Raw genomic sequence first — 16967 nt, 5'->3', positions numbered from 1 at the left:
CCCGCCTCACCCGCGCGCGGCCTCTGCCTTTTCTTCGAGCGCCAGCCATTCCTCTTCGGCGGCGGCCAAGGCATGTTGCCGCTGGGCCAAACCTTCAGATGCTTTCTTGAACTTCACCGGTTCTTTGGTGAACAGGTCCGGGTCCATCAGGAACTCTTCCAGCTTGGCAATCTCGGCCGACAGGCGATCCATCTCGGCAGGAAGGCCGTCAAGACGGTGACGTTCGGTAAAGGACAGCCCGTCGGGTTCAGACTTCATGTCCTGCTTTATGTTATCCACCTTAGGTTTTGATTTATCTTTCTTTTTTTCTGGCAACGCACCATGACCCCCACGCTGCGCCTGATAGTCAGACCAGCCGCCGGGATAGATTGTGGCGCGCCCGTCACCTTCCATCGCGATGGTGCGTTCGGCCACACGGTCAAGGAAATCGCGATCGTGGCTGACCACCAGAACGGTCCCGTCATAGGCGGTGATCAGCTCTTGCAGCAGGTCCAGCGTTTCCACGTCCAGATCGTTGGTGGGTTCGTCCATCACCAAAAGGTTTGATTGTCGCGCCATGATCTTTGCCAGAATCAACCGCGCCTTTTCACCGCCCGACAAAGACCGCACGGGCGCGCGCGCCTGCGCGTCCGAGAACAGGAATTCTTTCAGATAGCCGACGACGTGTTTCGGATTGCCGCGCACCATCACCTGATCGGCCTTGCCCGACACCCGCATTTCAGGGTCGCCCGTCAGGTTTTCCCACAGGCTGTCATCTTCCAACAGTCCAGTCCGGTTTTGATCAAACACCGCAATCTCAAGCCCGGTGCCATGTTGCACGCTGCCGGTGTCAGGCGTTTCATGCCCGATCAGCATCTTCAGAAGCGTGGTTTTGCCGGCCCCGTTCGGGCCGACAAAGGCAATGGTTTCACCGCGCATCACACGCAGGTCAAAATCGCTCAGGATCACCCGACCGTCATAGGATTTCGAGATGCCACGCGCCTCGATCACCTTGCGACCCGACTTCGGCCCGGCCTCCAGCGCCATTTCGGCCGCCCCCTGCCGGTTGATCTGAGCCGCGCGCTCAGCCTTCAACTCGCCCAGCGCCCGCAGTCGACCCTGATTGCGTTTGCGCCGCGCGCTAATACCTTCGACGGCCCAGCGCGCCTCGGCCTTGATCTTGCGGTTCAGCTTGTGGCGGCTTTGGTCTTCTTCGTCCCAAACCCTGTCGCGCCACGCCTCGAAGCCCTCGAACCCCTTTTCCTGCCGCCGCACCTGTCCGCGATCGACCCAGAGCGTGGCACGGGTCAACGCCCGCAGAAAGGCCCGGTCGTGGCTGATCAGGACAAACCCGGCGCGGGTTTGTGACAACTCGGCCTCCAGCCACTCAATCGCGTGAATGTCCAGATGGTTGGTGGGTTCGTCCAGCAGCATCAGGTCTGGCGCTTCAGCCAGCAGCTTGGCCAGCGCCGCGCGTCGCCTCTCGCCCCCCGAAGCGGTGCCGACCGGCGCATCCAGACGCATTTTCAGACCTTCGGCCACCCGTTCGACCAAGTAATCCTGCCCCGGCTCCAACCCCGAGGTCGCGAAATCGCCCAGCGTGGCAAACTGCGACAAGTCAGGGTGTTGCTCCATATATCCAACCGAAACTCCGGGCGACAGAATGCGCGTTCCATGATCAGGTTCTACCAGACCCGCCATGACCTTCATCAGTGTCGATTTGCCCGATCCGTTGCGCCCCACCAGCGCCACGCGATCGCCCGGTTGGATCACCAGATCAAGCGCATCGAACACCGGATCGCCGCCAAAAGTCAGCGAGATGTCGGACATCTGAAGAAGGGGTATACGAGCCATATCGCCGAGTTAGGCAATCCGCCCTGTAACGTCAACCGAAGGCTTGACCCGATACCGCACGCAACAGACGCAAACGCGCGGGCGGCACGGCAGACACCTCAAGCCCCATGAACACATGCAGCGTGTTCAGATCGTGATCCACCACCGCATGATCTGACACCCATCCCCCCATCACAAGATAACTGCGCAGCAGCGGAGGCATCGACCGCAAAGCCAGTTTTGCATTTGGCTTTCGGCGCAGCCGTTGTGTAAAGCGGAAGACCTTGGGGGCCTTCACCCGGGGCAGCCATCGGTTCGGGGCAAGATGGCGATCACGCAGCATGGCAAACGTATCAAGATAGCGGGCCGCGTCGGTGCCTTGAAATGATGCGCAGCCAAATAGCATCCCAATGCCTTCGGCTTCTACATGTCTCGTCATCATGCCCCACGCGATGCGCAGAATATCGGCCCTGTCCGGTGCCTCGGGCGCAATGCAAAAGCGCCCCATCTCGATCATCGGCGCGTCATAGGCTTGCAGGGCAGATAGCTCGTAGAACTGGGCGGCATAGCTGCCCCCGATCCCCGCGCCATTGGCAAGCGGCATAAGGCGGCAGCACCCGAGCAGTGTTCGTGTCACGCGATCTTCGATCAGCAGGTGTCGACAGCGTGCATCAAACGCATCTGCGTCCAAACCATCACCACCGCGAAAGCAACGATAACGCAGGGATTGCGCGGCGCGAAGGTCAGCGTCGGTGCTTGCGAACCGGGCGGCATAGCGACCTGTGGTCAATATCGGCATATCGGACCTCCGCCCTGAAGCCGGGCTAACTGCTGCAATATATGCGCCCCGGAAGGGATACGGGCAAGATGCGACAGAAATACGAGGCCGCATCAGAGAACGAAAAAAGCGCGGCGACCTTTTGGGCCCCGCGCTGCTTCATTTCATGTCGTCGCGGGCTAGTTTCCGCGGATTTGTTCGGCCACGTCGATCCGGCCGATTGATCCGAACAACTGACGCAGGAACCCCACACCTTTGATGTTGCTGTCTGTCACACGGCGTTCCAACACAACGATACGCCCATCCTCAAGCCCGAAGCGTTCGATGTTTTCGACCACACCGTTTTCGGTGAATGTGATGGCCAGCACTTCGCGGTCGATCTCTTGCGGTGCGTTGTAAAGATAATACTTGAAACGCGAACGAACATAGTAATATCCGCTGCCCGCCAACAAGCCCGACGTGCCGGGTTTGCCAATTGACGCCGATACGGTTTCGCGCGTGTCTTTGCCGACCTCGATCAGGTCAACGTCTTCTTTCGGCGGCAAATATCCGTGATTGCGGTATGTTGCCGAACAGCCTGCAACAAGTGCCAGAAGCAACAATGCCCCGACCATCTTGCCCATATTCCTGCCCATTTGGCGCAGATAAGACATACCGCCCCCCTTGCGTTCGCCACTCTGTCTTGGGTATCGGCTTAGCGTAGGATCGCGCGTGGTTCAAGAAACGATCACGGGCATTCTTCGCTTGGCATATGTATATGCTCGACCAAACGCGACACCGAACAATCAGCGGAGACGCAATATGACCGACACGACCCCATCAGGCGATGCCCTGCCGTTCACCCATCCCATTCGCGTGGCCGATCTTCCGACCGGACGCCCAACCCAGTTTGAACTTGTGCCAGATCAGGCCGCATGTGACGCGATCGCTGACGATCTTGGGATCACCGGCGTGCGCAAGCTGCGATTTACAGGCCAGTTAAAACCGCTGGGCAAGCACGATTGGCAAATGGCAGCCGATCTTGGTGCGACCGTGGTTCAGGACTGCGTTGTGACACTGAACCCGGTGACGACCAGAATTGATGACACGGTCGAACGCCGGTGGCTTAGCCATTTTAACGAGCCTGCCGGTGGTGAAGAGGTCGAGATGCCGGAAGATGACAGTGTCGACGCGCTGCGTGACGTGATCGATCTGGGTCAGGTGATGATCGAGGCACTCGCCCTTGCCCTGCCGCTCTACCCCCGTGTGGAAGGTGCCGAGATTCAGGCAAGCGTTTTTGCCGAACCGGGCACCAAGCCCATGACGGATGATGATGCAAAGCCCTTTGCGGGGCTTTCTGAACTGCGCGACAGGCTTTCGGGGAAGGACAAATAGGCTTGAGGGTCGGGCAATGGTCTTGCCTCAGCCGATAATTTTCATCTGAAATGCGATATTCGTCCACACACGGCGCAATTCATCCTTGCAAGAATCAAGAAAGACAGTATTTTCCCGCCTTCTTCCAAAAGATGGGTTGGACAGCGCACCGCAAACCGCGTATGAGGCGCCGAGACTCAGGAATGACTTGAGAACATCGGGCGATTGCGCCCCAGAATGACACCGGGCAACAATGCCCCCGAAACCGAAGGTTGAGACCATGGCTGTCCAACAGAACAAAGTATCGAAGTCGCGCCGCAACAACCGCCGTGCGCATGACGCGCTGGTTGCCGCGAACCCGAACGAATGTTCGAATTGCGGCGAGCTGAAGCGCCCCCACCACGTGTGTCCCTCGTGCGGGCATTATGACGATCGCGAAGTGGTCGCCATTGCTGACGAAGTCGAATTCGACGACGAAGACGCGGCGTAAGCCTCTTGCCCGACGCGGGCGGGCGTGTCAGAAAATCCCCGAGCATGGGATGAAGAATGACAATGGACGCCCCCAAACGCACTATCGTATCGGTCGACGCCATGGGCGGAGATCTCGGACCGGCAGCCGTGGTTGCCGGTCTTGCGCTGTCTGCGGACAAAAACCCCGAAATCGGGTTCATCCTGCACGGCAACAAATCCGAGCTTGAACAACTGGTCGCCCGCACCGAGGGATTGTCCGACGTGTGCGAGATTCGTCATGCCGACGAGGTCGTCACGATGGACGACAAGCCCAGCCAGGTGATGCGCAACGGTCAGAAAACCTCGATGTGGTCAGCGATTGACGCGGTGCGTGATGGTGACGCCGAGGTGGTGGTCAGTTGCGGCAACACCGGCGCGCTGATGCTTCTGTCGATGGTGCGGCTGCGCAAGCTGCCCGGTGTGAACCGCCCCGCCATCGCCTGCCTGTGGCCGTCGCACAATCCGTCCGGCTTCAACGTGATGCTGGATGTGGGCGCGGATGTGCGCGCAGACGAAGACGATCTGCTGCAATACGCGATGATGGGTGCCTCCTATGCGCGCAACGGGCTGGGCATCGCGCGTCCCCGTGTTGGCCTTCTGAATGTCGGGACTGAAGAACATAAAGGCCGCAGCGAACTGAAGGCCGCACATGAGCTGATCACCAATGCCGCTGACGGCGCACAGATCGACTTTGTCGGTTTCATCGAAGGTGTGGACCTGCCCTCGGACCGCGTTGACGTGATTGTCACCGACGGGTTTACGGGCAATGTTGCGCTGAAAACGGGTGAAGGCACCGCCAAGTTGATTTCCGGCCTGCTGCGCGAGGCATTCGGTGCCACGTTCCTGTCCAAGCTTGCCGCTGTTCTTGCGATGGGACCGCTGAAACGGATGGGCCAACGCGTCGACCCCAGCCGCAATAATGGCGGCGTGTTCCTGGGCCTGAACGGAACCGTTGTCAAAAGCCACGGATCGGCGGATGCCACCGGAATCTCCGCCGCCGTCCGGCTGGCGTTTCAACTGGCCAAGGGTGGCTTCAATCAGAAGCTCGCAGCGCGGGTTGCATCCGGCGACGCATCGCGCCAAGATGTCGCAACCGAATGCCGGCAGGGTGAGCAGCAAGAATGACAAGACGCGCCGTGGTCAAGGGCGTCGGGCACTATCTGCCCGAACGCGTTGTCCCGAACTCTTATTTCGAAGACATTGTGGACACCTCGGACGAGTGGATTCGCACCCGCTCGGGCATTGAACGACGCCATTTTGCCGCCGAAGGGGAAACCACGTCGCAGATGGCTGCTCATGCGGCCCGAGAAGCTCTGAAAAACGCCAGTCTGGACGTGGATTATATCGACGCCATCATCGTGGCCACATCGACACCCGACCTGACCTTTCCGTCCGTTGCCACCATGGTTCAGAGCGAACTGGGCATGACGCGCGGCTTCGGCTTTGACGTGCAGGCCGTCTGTGCTGGGTTCGTCTTTGCGCTGACAAATGCCAACGCTTTGATCATGTCAGGACAGGTCGACCGGGTGCTGGTGATCGGTTCGGAAACCTTCTCGCGCATCCTGGACATGACAGACCGTGCGACCTGCGTCCTGTTTGGCGATGGTGCCGGGGCACTGGTTCTGGAAGCGCAGGACGGCAGCGGCGAGAATACCGATCGCGGCATCCTGTCGGCCGATCTGAACTCGGACGGTCGTATGCGCGACATGCTCTATGTCGATGGTGGGGTGTCAACGACACAGACATCTGGCCATTTGCGGATGCAGGGAAACCCGCTGTTCCGCCAAGCGGTTGGCAAGCTGACCGAGACTGCGGAAACCGCTCTTGGCAAGGTTGGCCTGACCGATGATGATCTTGACTGGATCGTTCCCCACCAAGCCAATATCCGCATCATTCAGGGCACCGCCAAAAAGATGGGCGTGCCGATGGATCGTGTGATCCTGACGGTGCAGGACCACGGCAACACCTCGGCCGCATCGATTCCTTTGGCCCTGTCGGTGGGTTGCACCGAGGGCAAGATCAAACAAGGTGATCTGGTCGTGACCGAAGCCATTGGCGGGGGATTGGCCTGGGGCGCGGTCGTCATCCGCTGGTAAATCCCTTAAACCCCTATGCGAACGACTTTTCCCAAGCCGTTGATATTGACTCGGAAATTCAAACCACCCATGCTTCCTGAAAATAATCAGGGGGACGACATGAGTGAAAAGACTTTGACCCGCATGGACCTGAGCGAGGCCGTATTTCGCGAAGTCGGCCTGTCGCGCAACGAAAGCGCGCAATTGGTCGAGACTGTATTGGGTCATGTTTCCGACGCCTTGGTGGCCGGTGAAAGCGTGAAAATATCATCTTTCGGAACGTTTTCGGTGCGCGACAAAGCCGCCCGCGTGGGCCGAAACCCGAAAACAGGCGAAGAAGCGCCGATCCCGCCGCGTCGGGTTCTGACATTTCGCCCGTCGCATCTTATGAAAGACCGGGTCGACGAAGGGAACAAGCGCTGACCCTTTCGCGGCACGCCACGGACGGGCGCTTGCGCCCTAATGAATAAAAGAAGCAGAACAGACAGGTCTGGACATGGAAAAGAAGTCACCCGACGCCTTCCGCACCATCAGCGAGGTGGCAGAATGGCTTGGTGTGCCGACCCATGTGCTGCGGTTCTGGGAAAGCCGGTTCAGTCAGGTCAAACCCGTGAAGCGCGCCGGTGGGCGACGCTATTACAGACCCAACGACATGGAACTTCTGGGCGGCATCCGAAAGCTCTTGCATCAAGACGGAATGACCATTCGCGGCGTTCAAAAGCTGCTGCGCGAAGAAGGTGTGAAACACGTGGCTGCGATGTCGCCACCGCTGGACAGCGACGAGATGCGCGATATTACACCGTCCAATGTTGTCCCGCTGGCTGGCAAATCCGCCCCGGAAGACCAACCGGATGACAGCCGCCACCAAGATGAAATCGCTGATACATCAGCTGCCGAGGACGCCGCCGCCGCCAAACCACAGCCTGAGCTTGACCAGCCAGACGCCGCTTCCGCCCAGCCAGAGCAAACTGAAGACGTGGCTTCAGCGACGCAAAGCGCGGCGGAGCCGCATTTTACCCGCAGCGATGTCGACACGCCATCTGGAACACCCGCGTCCAACGAACGCCCCCAGCCCGCTGACGGCCCCACGGAAGATCCGGCACCGCAACAGGTCTTTGGCTCGTCTCGCGTGGCAGCGGAGGCTTCATCAGACAACGCAAAAGACACAGCTGACGAACCCAGCGCGGCCACGCCAGAGCTTCCGGGGCTTCACGGCGCGTCCGAATCGTCGCATGTGGCGTCTGTTCCTGCCCCGCTGATCGACATCTCCCATATTCCTGCCGATCCCGGCGACGGTGACGCGACACCCAGACCATCGCTGACCAACACTCTGCGGCGCGCGCGTCAGACCGGGACCGGTGCACGTATTGCCGCCCTTCAGGCCCTTGCCGATCGGCTGGAATCGCTGGCAGCGCAGATGGGTCGCGATCCCGGACAAACACCGTAAGCAGGCGGATGTTTGATCGAACTCTGCCCGAACGCGGATTGATGAAATTCCTGCCGTTTCCCGCTTGCCCTGCCTGCGAAAATCACTATGTAAGGTCTCCAGTCGGGCTATGGCGCAGCCTGGTAGCGCGTCCGTCTGGGGGACGGAAGGTCGCAGGTTCGAGTCCTGCTAGCCCGACCAACTTCAAAACCGCCCGCCCGTTTTTCGGGCGGGTGTTTTTGTATCCGCGAGGCGAAGCCAAAGGGGAATGCAGATGAAAACCGGCGTATTGGCAGACCGGCAGATCCGGCAGATGATCACCGATGGCGGGATCGCGGCGTCCTCGCCGATCCTGAATGAACAGATTCAACCTGCATCACTGGACCTGCGGCTGGGGGATACGGCCTATCGCGTGCGCGCCTCGTTTCTGCCCGGCAATACCTCGACCGTGGCCGAACGGCTGGACGAGTTGACCATGCACGAGGTGTCGCTGACCGGCGGCGCAGTGCTGGAAAAGGGTTGCGTTTATGTCGTGCCCTTGATGGAGCGCCTGCGCTTGCCCGAAGGCATGACAGCGGCGGCCAGTGCCAAATCGTCAATCGGTCGTGTCGATCTGATGACCCGCGTGATCACCGATCACGGGATCGAGTTTGATCGCGTGCCCGAAGGATATGACGGCCCTCTCTATGCCGAACTGTGCCCGCAGAGTTTCTCGGTCGTAGCTCAGCCCGGGCAGTTGTTGAACCAGATTATCTTCCGGCAGGGCAAAACGATCCTGACCGACGACGAGTTGCGCGCGGTCCATGCCCGCACCCCAATCGTGTCCGGCGACCCTGTGATCTCTGACGGGTTGGGATTTTCGGTCGACCTGAAACCGGCCAAGGGCGATCTGGTGGGATATCGCGCCAAACGCCACACCGGCGTTGTCGACCTGTCAAGGCTCGCCCATTACGATCCAGCGGAATACTGGGAAGAGGTGCATACCACCGACGGACGCATTATTCTGGACCCCGGTGCCTTCTATATCCTTGTCAGCCGTGAGGCGATCGCGATTCCACCCGATTGCGCCGCCGAGATGGCCCCCTATCTGGCGATGGTCGGCGAGTTTCGCGTGCATTACGCAGGCTTCTTCGACCCCGGCTTCGGCTTCGATGCAGCCGGTGGCACCGGATCACGCGGGGTGCTTGAGGTGCGGTGCCACGAAGCGCCCTTCGTGTTGGAACACGGGCAGGTCGTGGGTCGATTGGTCTATGAACGGATGAGCGAAGTGCCCGAAGTGCTATATGGCGCTGACATCAAGTCGAACTATCAGGGACAAGGGCTGAAACTGTCGAAGCATTTTCGATCATGATCGCCCCATGGCCCGCTCGATAGCGACGGATAGGCTTGCTTAGCCCTGCTGTTCAGGTCGAGGAATATTGATCGCAACGGTGTTCGAAAGGTCGATCCGACGCAGTTTCGTCTCGACCACCGTCACTTTTTCCACCTTGATCTTGACTGACGGGTGCAGATACCCCGCCGCAGCTCCAACGATCTGGCGATCCCTGATGGTCAGGGAAACACCCGCGACCTCGACCGTCAAGGCAATCGGGATGCGCACTTTTCGCACGTCGACTGACTCACCTAGGGTCAGACGAACCTCTGGGGTGTGCGTCGCTTTGAGTTTGTGCTTCAACAACGCCGCCACCCGCGTCCTGCCATCCATCGGACCTTTTTCACCCGTCAGGGCTTGCACCGACTTCATGCCCTCCCACGCCTTCAGAAGCGTATCAATCAGCGAGATCGACAGGGCCTCTTCGACCGCAGCCGCCACAGTTTTGTGCAGGGTTCCGGCGTCCAGCCCTATCCCGGCAAGGCGAACCCCCGGATCGCCTTCGTCCAACGCGGATTTGACGGCTTCGACAACTGTGCTGAAATCGGCAGGCGGAATGGCAGATTCGAGCGTTTCGGTGCGTTCGGTCATGACTCGTCGCTCCCGTCTTGTTCACGGATGATGGTGATGTCGGTCGGCCCACCCCTGTCAACTGTCAGGACGATCTGCGGCATCTGATCTGGTTTGACCGACATCGTGGGCGTGGTGTCGGGCACGGCATACACGTGGGGAATGATCGTTGGCGCAGATGGTATTTGCTCCTGCATTTTCTTGAAAAATCTGAAGCCCTTGATGGGCCATATGACGCTGCCCAGAAGCAACAAACCGACCGCACCGGGCAATAGCCAAGCGGGAGGGCCAGCAGCAAGACGGCGCAGCGCAATGGTGCGCAGGTCGTGTTCTTCGCCGGACCGATCACGCGCGCGGATCAATATCGGGCGGCTCTGTCCGGGCGGCGGCATCGCAACCGATATGGCACGAGGTTCACCGCCATAGGTCCAGATTTCGGTCATGCCATCGCCCATCTCGATGCTGAGTTCAGCATCGGGCCAGGCATTCACAAGATCGACGAAAACTGTCGTGTCAGGGGTTGTCGCCTCGATCATATCCTCCTCAAGGTCATCGGCCCTTATTTGCAATCGCATCTCCTGCAATCGGAAAAGCGTCAGCGATTTGCGTGCGCGGATCGTGCCCTCCCTATCGACCGCAAGAAAGATGGCGACGCTGCTTTCATTGGGGCTGGGCATCGGCAGATCGATCGCGATCGGCGCACCGGCATAGCGCTGCCGGTCGCCCACATCAGAGTTGCTGATCTGCCAGTCCACGCTGGCACCGGGCCACGGATCGCGTAATGTCATGACCACCTGCACAGCGTCAGTGCTTGCCTCAATGCGCCCGCCTCGCAACTGCTCTGATGCGAGGATCAGTGCCATATCGGGCAATCGCCTAAGGGTCAGATCTGTCTGGGCAAGGCTGCGCGCACGACCGTCCAATGCCTCGATACGAACGCTCTGCACCTCGCCGGGGGCGAGCACAACGCGATAAGTTGTTTCACCGCGCTGAACCCGGCGGTCCGGCTCGGGGTCGCGGCGATCTGCGGACATGCGGATCCACTCGACCGCTCCGGTATTGCGCGGATCGCTGATGGCGACAGCAACCAACTGTTCAGCCTGTGTCGGATCGCTGAGCACCTGCGCGGTGATTCCAATCCGCGCACGCGCCAAAGCCGTTAGCAACGCTGGCCAATTGTTAAATGGCGTCTGATCGAACCGCCGGATGGCCGCACAGCTTCGGGCCCCGATAAGTCCGTCGACACTGCCGACATTCAAACCAAGAGCATTCAAGTCAAACTGGATCACCCGCGCCGTGGCGATGTCCAGCCCGGTGGGGGATCCGCAGGCCGGAATGCGGCGAACGGCAACGCGGCGCGCACTGGCATTGCCTATTCGGTCTTCAGCAGAAATTGTCACCGGTATCGGCGCATAATCATTCGGCAACCTGATCTTGAACTCATACCGGTCCCCATTGCGCTGAACCGATGTTGCCCCATTTGCCACGGCATTCGCCACGCCGCTTGGGTCTTTGATATCGGCGATGATGGCAACCGACCCGGAGGACGCGGTAAATTCGTCGTCAGCAGGCTGGATCGTCGGGCCATCACGGTCTGTGGGTGTCGGAGCGGGATCGGGTCGCGCTGAACCCAAAGCTGCCCTCACCCACCTGACCGCCGCCCCTTCGATCAGAAGATCGCATCGACCGGCGCGCAGTGCCAACGGGCCGGACCGGGCGGTGATCAACAGGGTTCTGATGCCACGTTCATTCAGGAACCGCGCAAAAGTCCGATCATCTGTGCAGATAAGCTGCCTTTGCAAAAAACTTTGAAGGCTGAGGTTTGACTGCCCTGCCAACATGTCGATGAACAAAGATCGCATCCGGTCATCACCAAGCGTCAGCCCGTCCGGCAGGTTTTGCGCAAACGCATCGGCCAGAAATACCAGGCAGACAAACGCGGCAGAAATACCGCGGCGAATCCAGCGCATCTTGTTATCCATTCAATCAATGATCGGCGGAAGGCGCCCAGAAACAGCGATAATACTAGCACAACTTTACAGAGAACCCAAAATGCAGCCCGTGACCCGCATCGCACAGAATGCATTCCCTTGGGCGCGAACGCTCGGCACAGGATGACGTGATCTCGGATGGGGCAGGAGTTTAGATCGCAGAAAATCTGCTTTCAGGAACATCGAAAATAGATGAGGCAGATTGTCCAAACCACATGATCAATTACCCCAAATTTGTCCCACTGTTGCAAAAAAACCGACCTGAGGCGAGAATAGGAGCATTATTTAAAACCTAAAATTGATTCTATTTCGAATATCTTACCGAGGAGTTTAGCCATGATGCTCCGTGTTATTTCGTGTGTTTTGGCCGGTCTGTTGATGCCACACTCAGCACTGGCCCAGCTTTTCTCAGGCCCTCTGGACGAAGCGCTTTTGGTTGGGCGGGACGAAACCACCTTCCCCCCGGCAGACGAAAACTACTTTGCCGATATGGACAACGGCATTGCGCTAACCGCTGACGAGGTCAAGGGGCGCAACATGTGGATGGTCTGGACCGGCGGCAATGACCTGTTGTGGGACACGCTGACGGTGGACACGTTCGGGCAGTTCGATCTGCTGAAGACTCTGTCCTCGCACCCCAGCCTTGCCGCCAAGCGCAGCAACAGGTTCGAGCAGCTGGGCTTGATCAACGAGCCGTGCTTTGACGAGGCGACCGGTCCGGTCGCAGATCGTTACGGGCTGTGGCTGGACATCCGGCGCGACGATTGCGCCCCCGACCCCTTCGCCAACGCCGAGAAATATCCTGGCGTCGAGATTGGCGCGCGCGGGCGCAACATGCCCGTCTGGTCTTACTACGGAGAGCCGACCGGCGTGCTTGGCCTGCGCCTGTTTCCAAACCCGGAATTTGATGAACGTGCCGAAAACCTTTGGGATGCCGAACGTTTTTACAATGATCCCGACTACTATAACGACGATGATCTTGTGCGGCCCTATCGCGTCGGCATGTCCTGTGCGTTCTGCCATGTCGGACCCAGTCCGATTGACCCGCCCGCCGACCCGGAAAACCCCGAGATGCGCAATCTGAACGCCACCGTAGGCGCGCAGTATTTCTGGTTCGACCGGATCTTTGCGTGGAAGCCCGACAAGCGGCAATACATGGTGCAGCTGATCCACACCGCGCGACCCGGCACGCTGGATACCTCGCTTGTGTCGCCCGACTACATCAACAACCCGCGCACGATGAACGCGATCTATCTGCTGGAAGAACGGCTGGCCGTCGCCCGTCGTTTTGGCGAAGAACGGCTTCAGGGCGGCGAGTTGGACAACAAGCAGTTTTAGGACTACGTCCCCGACGGTCCCCTGACCGAATACTTCGAAGACCCGGACCTGAGCTTCAGCCCCCGTGTCCTGAAGGACGGGGCGGATTCGGTGGGGGCGCTGGGGGCGCTCAACCGGGTTTACATGAATATCGGGCTGTTCAGCGAAGAATGGACGCGCCATTTCAACCCCATCGTGGGCGGGCGCGACATAACGCCGATCAAGATCGAGACTGCGCAGAAAAACTCGGCCTATTGGCGCGCGACCGAAGATCAGACCCCGCTGACTGCGCTTTATTTCCTGAAAGCCGGGCGGCCAGATCGGCTGGTGGACGCGCCGGGCGGGGGCGATTTTCTGACCGAGGATGCCGCACAGGTGGATCGTGGCAAGACAGTTTTTGCCGAGAATTGCGCCGGGTGCCATTCCTCCAAGCTGCCGGAAAGCGCCTATGAGGCAATGCCGGGCGGCTGTTCCGGCGCCGGTTATCTGGAGTGTTTCAACCGCTATGGCGCGTTGACCCGAACCGAGGATTTCAAGGCCCAGATGCGCGAGATCGTGCTTGCCGAGGATTTTCTGGATGGCAACTATCTGTCCAGTGAGTTGCGCATTCCGGTGACTCTGCTGGAAACCAACGCGTGCAGCCCGCTGGCGACCAACGCGATCGAGGGCAACATCTGGGATAACTTCTCGTCCTCGACCTACAAGGCGCTGCCGTCGGTGGGCACGATCAAGGTGCATCACCCGAAGACCGGCGAGGAGTATGACTATGAGATGCCGGCTGGCGGACGGGGCTATACCCGTGTGCCGTCGCTGATCAGCCTGTGGTCCTCGGCGCCTTATCTGCTGAACAACACGGTCGGTTATTACAATCACGACCCGTCCGTCGCCGGGCGGATGGCAGCGTTCGAGGATGGGATCACCAAAATGCTCTGGCCCGAAAAGCGCCTGCGCGACACGGTGCTGGGCGACAAGGTCCCCGGCCTGATAGACCGCACGACCGAGCAGAGCTATCTTATCGTGCCACGCGGTTTTCAGCCCGATTTTCTGGTGAAACTGCTGACGCCCTTGCGCGACGATCTGCCGTGGCTGTTCGATTTGGATGGCAATATCGAACTTGGCCCGATCCCGGCGGGCACGCCCATCGGGCTGCTGGCGAACCTGAATGTCCGGCTGGATCAAGCCGATCTTCTGGAGCGGTTGAGCCATGATTTCGAGTTGGCCAAACTGATCATCAAGATCAAGCGCAACCTGAAGGAACTGCCCGACGACGCGAGCGACGAGCAGGCCCGCGCGATCTTTGCGGATCTGATCGAGCCACTCTTGGAACTGAGCAAATGCCCCGATTTCGTGGTCAATCGCGGGCATTATTTCGGGACCAAGCTGGAAGACGACGACAAGAACGCACTGATCGCCTTTCTCAAACGCTTCTGAGGAGCGGACAATTGGAGCCAGAACATGACTATATCGTCGTCGGCTCCGGGGCTGGCGGAGGGACCGTGGCCGCACGGTTGGCCGAGAACGGGATGCGTGTGCTGCTTTTGGAGGCGGGTGGCGACCCCCGCACCTTGTCCGGTGGCGTGCGCGGAATGGACGAGGCCGCGAACCGGTTGCCGGAAGACTACGATGTGCCCGCCTTTCACCCTTTCGCGACCGAGAATGCGGCGATCCGGTGGGATTTCATGGTCAACCACTATCACGACAAGAATACACAGGCACGTGACCCGAAGGCCGGGCCGGATGGCGTTTTGTATCCGCGCGCAGGCACTTTGGGCGGCTGCACAGCGCACAACGCGATGATTTTCATGTATCCGCACAATGCCGACTGGCAGGGGATTGCGGATCTGACCGGCGATGACGGCTGGGCGCCCGCGGCCATGCGCAAGGTCTTCCAGCGGTTGGAAAACTGTCGTCACCGGCCGGTGCAGCGCGTGTTGAACACGTTCGGCATCGACCGCACCGGCCACGGTTTCGATGGCTGGTTGTCAACCGAAAAAGCGATCCCGCGTGCGGCGATGCGGGATGACGATATCATGGATATGGTGCGTAACTCGCTGCGCGAAAGCTGGGGTTCGGCACAGGATTTCCTGAAAAGGCTGCGTTGGCTGGCCAACAGCGCCGCCGACCCCAATGACCGCGACCGGATCGACGATGACGCTGTCGGCATGGTCTATACACCCTTGACCACGCGCAAAGGCGTGCGGGTGGGTGCGCGCGAACGCGTGCTGGACGTGGCACAGCGTCACCCGGATCGGCTGACGGTCGAACTCGACGCGCTGGCGACGCGTGTTTTGCTGGACGATCACAACCGCGCCATCGGGGTCGAATACCTGAAAGGTGCGCGGCTTTACCGCGCACATGCAGCCCCGTGCAACGCGCCGGGAGAAACGAAACAGGCCATGGCCGCACGCGAGGTCATTCTGGCAGGGGGGGCCTTCAACACGCCGCAGCTTTTGATGTTGTCTGGCATCGGCGACCCGAAGACATTGGCGCCGCATGGCATCACGCCAAAGGTCACACTGCCCGGTGTCGGGCGGTCGTTGCAGGACCGATACGAGGTCTGTGTGGTCAATCGGATGGCGTTTGACAGCTGGGACAGCATGATCCAGTGCAGATATGAAAAAGATGACGGGCTTTGGCGGCAGTGGCGGGCGCGCGGCGACGGTCTGTATGCCACCAATGGCGCAGCCCTTGCCGTGATCCGCAAATCGTCAGAGACGCAGCCCCTGCCCGACTTGTTCTGCATGGCGCTTCTGGGACGGTTCAGCGGCTATTACCCCGGCTATGCCGCCGATCTGGCGCAAAGCCGCAACCATCTGAGCTGGGCGGTGTTGAAAGCGCACACGCAGAACCGCGCGGGTCGCGTGACGTTGGCCTCGGCCGATCCGCGCGACAGGCCGGTGATCGACTTCAACTATTTCGCGGAAGGCGGCGAAGAAGACCTGTCGGCTGTCGTTGAAGGGGTCAAATTTGTGCGTAAGCTCTGCCAGCCGCTGCACGAAGCCGGGCGCATCAAAGCCGAGGAAATCCCCGGCCCGGAGGTGCAGACCGACGCCGAGATTGCGCAATTCGTGCGCGACCATTGCTGGGGTCATCACGCGTCCTGTTCCTGCCCTATAGGGCCAGCGGACAAAGGCGGGGTCCTCGACAGCCGTTTGCGGGTTCACGGCACCAAAGGCTTGCGGATCGCAGATGCGTCCGTCTTTCCGCACATCCCCGGATTTTTCATCGCGTCCGCCGTTTACATGATCGGCGAGAAAGCCGCCGAGATGCTGCTTTCCGACACGCAATCCCTCACTCAGCACGCGGAGGTGCAATATGGCACATGATATCGAGAGTTTGATGGACATGGAACAAGAGGAACTGGACGAGCTGTTCTCAAGCGTTGCCGCCGGCCCCATCCCGGATGGCGAGGCCGAAGGCACCGCGATCATCGCGCCGGGCACACGGTTCACGCCGCTGATCTCGCGGTTCATCAACGGTTTTGCCTGGCAAGGGAAGGTTTTCGACAGCGAAAAAAGCGTGCTGAAAAACCGCATCCTGCCCTTCGGGCTGAACGCCATTCTGGCCAAGGTTTACAAGGATAAAAGCTGGCTGGATGGCAACGAATGTATCGTGCTGGATTATTCCGACACGTCGATTGTGGCGCAATGGATCCGCGACGAGATCCGCCTGATCGAGCCGGGCTTGTATCTGGGCAAGGTCTATTGGGACGACACGCGACTGATTGACTTCGCCCTTGATTTCAACGCGGAAAGCTAGATCC

Annotated in this window: 16 protein-coding genes and 1 tRNA gene; 12 read left to right on the top strand and 5 right to left on the bottom strand. The window is 59.8% G+C overall.

The window, feature by feature from the left end; genetic code table 11:
- Positions 1–6: 6 nt before the first annotated feature.
- The 3 genes from AC13C8_RS05390 to AC13C8_RS05380 all read right to left on the bottom strand — a co-directional run bounded on the left by AC13C8_RS05390 (position 7) and on the right by AC13C8_RS05380 (position 3243).
- On the bottom strand, positions 7–1833 hold the full coding sequence (locus tag AC13C8_RS05390) for an ABC-F family ATP-binding cassette domain-containing protein (RefSeq protein ID WP_482846618.1): 1827 nt from the start codon (positions 1831–1833) through the stop codon (positions 7–9).
- 31 nt (positions 1834–1864) lie between these two features.
- Positions 1865–2611: a GNAT family N-acetyltransferase gene (locus tag AC13C8_RS05385; RefSeq protein WP_482846617.1), complete on the bottom strand. Its 747-nt coding sequence runs from the start codon at positions 2609–2611 to the stop codon at positions 1865–1867.
- Between the two features lie 158 nt (positions 2612–2769).
- Positions 2770–3243 carry an outer membrane protein assembly factor BamE gene (locus tag AC13C8_RS05380; RefSeq protein WP_091430597.1) on the bottom strand — a complete coding sequence of 158 codons (474 nt, stop codon included), beginning with the start codon at positions 3241–3243 and terminating at the stop codon, positions 2770–2772.
- A gap of 148 nt (positions 3244–3391) precedes the next feature.
- Between AC13C8_RS05380 and AC13C8_RS05375 the strand changes: the two genes are divergently transcribed.
- The 8 genes from AC13C8_RS05375 (at position 3392) to AC13C8_RS05340 (ending at position 9305) form a co-directional block, all read left to right on the top strand.
- The gene (locus tag AC13C8_RS05375) at positions 3392–3964 is read left to right on the top strand and encodes a YceD family protein (protein WP_091432394.1); all 573 of its coding nucleotides are present in this window, start codon (positions 3392–3394) and stop codon (positions 3962–3964) included.
- Between the two features lie 259 nt (positions 3965–4223).
- Positions 4224–4433, top strand: a complete 210-nt coding sequence (gene rpmF / locus AC13C8_RS05370) for a 50S ribosomal protein L32 (RefSeq protein ID WP_091432397.1) — start codon at positions 4224–4226, stop codon at positions 4431–4433.
- A 56-nt stretch (positions 4434–4489) separates the two neighbouring features.
- Positions 4490–5578: a phosphate acyltransferase PlsX gene (gene plsX, locus AC13C8_RS05365; protein WP_091430598.1), complete on the top strand. Its 1089-nt coding sequence runs from the start codon at positions 4490–4492 to the stop codon at positions 5576–5578.
- On the top strand, positions 5575–6549 hold the full coding sequence (locus tag AC13C8_RS05360; protein ID WP_482846616.1) for a beta-ketoacyl-ACP synthase III: 975 nt from the start codon (positions 5575–5577) through the stop codon (positions 6547–6549). The genes plsX and AC13C8_RS05360 overlap by 4 nt, the downstream gene beginning before the upstream one ends.
- 99 nt (positions 6550–6648) lie before the next feature.
- The gene (ihfA, locus tag AC13C8_RS05355; protein ID WP_091432399.1) at positions 6649–6951 is read left to right on the top strand and encodes an integration host factor subunit alpha; all 303 of its coding nucleotides are present in this window, start codon (positions 6649–6651) and stop codon (positions 6949–6951) included.
- Positions 6952–7024: 73 nt separating this feature from the next.
- On the top strand, positions 7025–7975 hold the full coding sequence (locus AC13C8_RS05350; protein ID WP_482846615.1) for a MerR family transcriptional regulator: 951 nt from the start codon (positions 7025–7027) through the stop codon (positions 7973–7975).
- A 103-nt stretch (positions 7976–8078) separates the two neighbouring features.
- Positions 8079–8155: transfer RNA gene (locus tag AC13C8_RS05345), tRNA-Pro, on the top strand.
- 73 nt (positions 8156–8228) lie between these two features.
- The gene (locus tag AC13C8_RS05340) at positions 8229–9305 is read left to right on the top strand and encodes a 2'-deoxycytidine 5'-triphosphate deaminase (RefSeq protein WP_091432401.1); all 1077 of its coding nucleotides are present in this window, start codon (positions 8229–8231) and stop codon (positions 9303–9305) included.
- A 39-nt stretch (positions 9306–9344) separates the two neighbouring features.
- On the opposite strand, the gene AC13C8_RS05335 is transcribed toward AC13C8_RS05340, so the two are convergent.
- Positions 9345–9917, bottom strand: coding sequence for a hypothetical protein (locus tag AC13C8_RS05335; RefSeq protein WP_482846614.1), 573 nt, complete (start codon positions 9915–9917; stop codon positions 9345–9347).
- Entirely contained in the window at positions 9914–11866 is a 1953-nt protein-coding gene (locus AC13C8_RS05330) for a peptidoglycan-binding domain-containing protein (protein ID WP_482846613.1), read from the bottom strand. Before AC13C8_RS05330 ends, AC13C8_RS05335 begins: the two co-directional genes overlap by 4 nt.
- Before the next feature lie 357 nt (positions 11867–12223).
- Between AC13C8_RS05330 and AC13C8_RS05325 the strand changes: the two genes are divergently transcribed.
- From AC13C8_RS05325 to AC13C8_RS05310, 4 genes are all read left to right on the top strand, one after another.
- Positions 12224–13225, top strand: a complete 1002-nt coding sequence (locus AC13C8_RS05325) for a hypothetical protein (RefSeq protein ID WP_482846612.1) — start codon at positions 12224–12226, stop codon at positions 13223–13225.
- 123 nt (positions 13226–13348) lie between these two features.
- Complete coding sequence (locus tag AC13C8_RS05320; RefSeq protein ID WP_482846611.1) at positions 13349–14635, top strand: c-type cytochrome; 1287 nt, start codon at positions 13349–13351, stop codon at positions 14633–14635.
- An 11-nt stretch (positions 14636–14646) separates the two neighbouring features.
- Positions 14647–16530 carry a GMC family oxidoreductase gene (locus AC13C8_RS05315; protein ID WP_482846609.1) on the top strand — a complete coding sequence of 628 codons (1884 nt, stop codon included), beginning with the start codon at positions 14647–14649 and terminating at the stop codon, positions 16528–16530.
- Positions 16520–16963, top strand: coding sequence for a hypothetical protein (locus tag AC13C8_RS05310; protein WP_091430605.1), 444 nt, complete (start codon positions 16520–16522; stop codon positions 16961–16963). The genes AC13C8_RS05315 and AC13C8_RS05310 overlap by 11 nt, the downstream gene beginning before the upstream one ends.
- Positions 16964–16967 lie beyond the last annotated feature (4 nt).

Source organism: Aliiroseovarius sp. B-4 (assembly GCF_056857795.1).
The sequence above is the reverse complement of the archived record's forward strand: the minus strand, read 5'-3'. Positions and strand labels throughout refer to the sequence as shown.

Excerpts from the sequence above, each read along its gene's own strand:
- AC13C8_RS05390 (WP_482846618.1), bottom strand. The coding sequence starts at position 1,833 with ATGGCTCGTATACCCCTTCTTCAGATGTCCGACATCTCGCTGACTTTT.
- AC13C8_RS05310 (WP_091430605.1), top strand. The coding sequence starts at position 16,520 with ATGGCACATGATATCGAGAGTTTGATGGACATGGAACAAGAGGAACTG.
- AC13C8_RS05330 (WP_482846613.1), bottom strand. The coding sequence starts at position 11,866 with ATGCGCTGGATTCGCCGCGGTATTTCTGCCGCGTTTGTCTGCCTGGTA.
- rpmF (WP_091432397.1), top strand. The coding sequence starts at position 4,224 with ATGGCTGTCCAACAGAACAAAGTATCGAAGTCGCGCCGCAACAACCGC.
- ihfA (WP_091432399.1), top strand. The coding sequence starts at position 6,649 with ATGAGTGAAAAGACTTTGACCCGCATGGACCTGAGCGAGGCCGTATTT.
- AC13C8_RS05340 (WP_091432401.1), top strand. The coding sequence starts at position 8,229 with ATGAAAACCGGCGTATTGGCAGACCGGCAGATCCGGCAGATGATCACC.
- plsX (WP_091430598.1), top strand. The coding sequence starts at position 4,490 with ATGACAATGGACGCCCCCAAACGCACTATCGTATCGGTCGACGCCATG.
- AC13C8_RS05375 (WP_091432394.1), top strand. The coding sequence starts at position 3,392 with ATGACCGACACGACCCCATCAGGCGATGCCCTGCCGTTCACCCATCCC.
- AC13C8_RS05350 (WP_482846615.1), top strand. The coding sequence starts at position 7,025 with ATGGAAAAGAAGTCACCCGACGCCTTCCGCACCATCAGCGAGGTGGCA.
- AC13C8_RS05380 (WP_091430597.1), bottom strand. The coding sequence starts at position 3,243 with ATGTCTTATCTGCGCCAAATGGGCAGGAATATGGGCAAGATGGTCGGG.
- AC13C8_RS05325 (WP_482846612.1), top strand. The coding sequence starts at position 12,224 with ATGATGCTCCGTGTTATTTCGTGTGTTTTGGCCGGTCTGTTGATGCCA.
- AC13C8_RS05335 (WP_482846614.1), bottom strand. The coding sequence starts at position 9,917 with ATGACCGAACGCACCGAAACGCTCGAATCTGCCATTCCGCCTGCCGAT.
- AC13C8_RS05320 (WP_482846611.1), top strand. The coding sequence starts at position 13,349 with ATGAATATCGGGCTGTTCAGCGAAGAATGGACGCGCCATTTCAACCCC.
- AC13C8_RS05360 (WP_482846616.1), top strand. The coding sequence starts at position 5,575 with ATGACAAGACGCGCCGTGGTCAAGGGCGTCGGGCACTATCTGCCCGAA.
- AC13C8_RS05385 (WP_482846617.1), bottom strand. The coding sequence starts at position 2,611 with ATGCCGATATTGACCACAGGTCGCTATGCCGCCCGGTTCGCAAGCACC.